The following is a 3,068-nucleotide window of genomic DNA, read 5'->3' on the forward strand; positions in this document are numbered from 1 at the left end:
AATGCCCCAAAATGTGTCTAACTTTTTGGGGCATGTCTAAAGAAGGGCTTTTACTATTTAGATACCTATCTGTCTTTGCTATCGCTTGTGATTGAATAGGCAGCACACTTTTTTGTCACAGTCAATATTAATATTTGCAATTTAAGTTTGCTGGTTATTATTTAATATCGTAATATTGCGATGATATATTATGAAATTATGGGAATTACGAAGAGTGAGTTGTTTAGTGAGAAGAAGAATAGGCTTGCAGCCATGTTTAAGGTTTTAGCACATCCTGCTCGATTGGCAATATTACAGTATATTATTAATCAGAAAGCGTGTATTTGCAATGATTTAGTAGACGAATTGGGCTTAGCGCAATCTACAATTTCACAGCATTTGAAAGAACTGAAAGCAAGTGGTATAATTAAGGGAAATATAGAGGGGAAATCAGTATGCTACTGTATTGATGAAACTGTGTGGGAAGAGTTTTCATCTTCATTTGAAGATTTTTTCAAACAAGATATTTTGAGTGATAAATGCTGTTAAGGCATTTTTTTAAGGTAACGTATCGTAATATTACGATTTAATGTAAATAAAATAAGTTATATGAAATTATCAGAAGTAAAAAAAGCGTTAGTGACGTTAGAGAAGGTAGATTTTCAATTTGAAGATGGCGCATTTGTACCAGCTCATTTTCACGTGACAGAAGTTGGACAAGTAGAAAAGAGATTTATTGACTGTGGAGGAGTAATTAGAAATGAGAAGAAAGTAATTTTTCAGTTGTGGAATGCAAACGATTTCGAACACCGATTGAAAGCAAATAAGCTATTGGATATTATTAAGCTATCAGAAGATCGACTGAAGATTGAAGACGCAGAGATTGAAGTAGAGTTTCAAGGGAAGCACACGATTGGGAAATATTATTTAAGTTTTAATGGAAGTCACTTTGTTCTTTTAAATACACTGACAGCGTGTTTGGCAGAAGACTCATGTGGTATTAAGCCAGAGCATTTGCCTCAAAAGAACAATACCTCATCATGTTGTTCATCAACGTCAGAATGTTGTTAAAACTATATCGGTTATGAAAACAAAGATGAAGTTTTTGGACAAGTATCTAACAGTTTGGATATTTATAGCAATGGCTTTGGGACTGTTCTTGGGAAATCAATTTCCTAATATCGGTTCGACGATGGAGAAACTCTCCTATGGTACTACCAATATTCCCTTGGCTATTGGATTGTTAATCATGATGTATCCACCCTTGGCAAAAGTGGATTACAAACTACTTCCAAAAGCACTTAGAGATAAAAAAGTGTTGAGTCTATCGTTGATTCTTAATTGGTTAGTTGGGCCTGTATTAATGTTTATTTTAGCTATAGTATTCCTGCGAGATCAGCCAGAGTATATGGTAGGTGTTATCTTAATCGGGTTAGCAAGGTGTATTGCTATGGTAATTGTATGGAATGACTTGGCGAAAGGCAATAGAGAATACGCTGCATTGCTAATAGCTTTAAATAGCGTCTTTCAGATTTTGTTTTACAGTGTATTCGTTTGGTTGTTTATCAACGTTGTTCCCAACTCGCTTGGACTTGGAGAGTTTACTGTGAATATTGAAATGGGAACAGTTGTACAAAGCGTATTAATCTATTTGGGTATTCCCTTCTTATTGGGATTCTTGAGCTATCGCCTATTGCCTACTTTATTCTCTGAGAAGTGGTATAAGCAGAAGTTTCTTCCTTTTATTTCCCCTTTTACCTTATATGCGTTATTGTTCACAATAGTTGTTATGTTTAGCTTAAAAGCAGAACAGATCATTGAACTACCTCAACAGGTTATACAGGTTGCTATACCCTTGGTTATCTATTTTGGTTTGATGTTCTTTATTAGTTTTTTTATCAATAAGCGAATGGGTATTTCGTACGATAAGAATGCAGCAATCTCTTTTACTGCATCTGGCAATAATTTTGAATTAGCAATTGCTGTTGCGATAGCTGTGTTTGGAGTTAATTCACCACAAGCTTTTGTTGGAGTTATTGGGCCTTTGGTGGAGGTGCCAGTCTTGATTGGTTTGGTTAGAGTAAGTTTATGGTTGAAAAAGAAGTATTATTAAATAAGGAATTACTTTATCAAATAAAAACTGCACTGTACTTTTGAATTAAAAGATACAGTGCAGTTTTTATTTGACTACCTGTAGATAATCAAGTATTTATACTGTGGAGTTGTTTCTCAACTACGATTGTGCTCAATAGAATTCGCAGTTGTCAAAATTACGATTCTGTAAATCCTCTTTTGAGATTAATACACTGAACACCCCATCGTCATTAAAGTTGTTTTCTCCTATCTGCCACAGTACTACTTTATCAGAATGAATAAACTCTTCTACCTCTTCCTTACCTAATTGGCAATGCGTGAATATACCGAATATTTTTGAGAGATAGGTTCCTCCGAAATAATCCCAGTACATTCCATCCTCATCTACATCGTCTTCTTCATATTCATCCTCAGGTTCTCTATATCGGTCAGAGAAAGGTTCTGTATCAGCACTGATTTCATTGATAAGAACGCCATAGAAGAAATTGTCTTCGTGCTCTACAATATGTCTTACCAATTGATGGTTTGGAATATCAGTATAGATAACTTTACCAGTATCGGTCATAATGTCTGCGAAGAAGATGAGTTGCCCTGTTTTGGGTAATAATCCTGTTTTATCATGTGGAGAGCATGCCGTTAAATCTATTTGGCCTGCATAGTATAATCCTTGTGGATGATCTACTTCAGGAGGTAAGTCTATTACTGGTCCACCATAGCGAGATTGTCCTAAAGGAATATCTATCTCTGTGTGTAATACATCAGATTCTTTCATCCAACCTTGTCTTCCTAAAGAAGCTGGGACATACTGACGTTTATCAGCAGAAAATTTTATAATATCAAATGTTTTATCATACATTGGATTCGTTTTAAAGTTGTATAAATGTACATACAAATCACCTAATAAAAATAGCTGTATAAATAATGACTACATATAATCATAATCGTAAAATAAGTATTGGACTTGGTAACTTAGCCTGGACATTAAGTTAAGCATA

At 34.6% G+C, this 3,068-nt stretch carries 4 protein-coding genes; 3 read left to right on the forward strand and 1 reads right to left on the reverse strand.

What is annotated here, in order from left to right:
• The first annotated feature begins 198 nt into the window (after positions 1 to 198).
• From GJV76_RS15320 to arsB, 3 genes are read left to right on the forward strand one after another with little or no spacing between them, the layout of a single operon-like run.
• Positions 199 to 528, forward strand: a complete 330-nt coding sequence (locus GJV76_RS15320) for an ArsR/SmtB family transcription factor (RefSeq protein ID WP_155093457.1) — start codon at positions 199 to 201, stop codon at positions 526 to 528.
• A 60-nt stretch (positions 529 to 588) separates the two neighbouring features.
• Complete coding sequence (locus GJV76_RS15325; protein WP_155093454.1) at positions 589 to 1,050, forward strand: DUF6428 family protein; 462 nt, start codon at positions 589 to 591, stop codon at positions 1,048 to 1,050.
• Positions 1,051 to 1,063: 13 nt separating this feature from the next.
• A complete protein-coding gene (arsB, locus tag GJV76_RS15330) occupies positions 1,064 to 2,092 on the forward strand; it encodes an ACR3 family arsenite efflux transporter (RefSeq protein ID WP_155093455.1) in 1,029 nt (342 codons plus the stop codon).
• Positions 2,093 to 2,224: 132 nt separating this feature from the next.
• On the opposite strand, the gene GJV76_RS15335 is transcribed toward arsB, so the two are convergent.
• Entirely contained in the window at positions 2,225 to 2,929 is a 705-nt protein-coding gene (locus tag GJV76_RS15335; protein WP_155093456.1) for a DUF1963 domain-containing protein, read from the reverse strand.
• Positions 2,930 to 3,068: the final 139 nt, after the last annotated feature.

The organism is Myroides albus, from assembly GCF_009711045.1.
In the GTDB taxonomy this organism is placed as follows: Bacteria; Bacteroidota; Bacteroidia; order Flavobacteriales; family Flavobacteriaceae; genus Flavobacterium; species Flavobacterium album_A.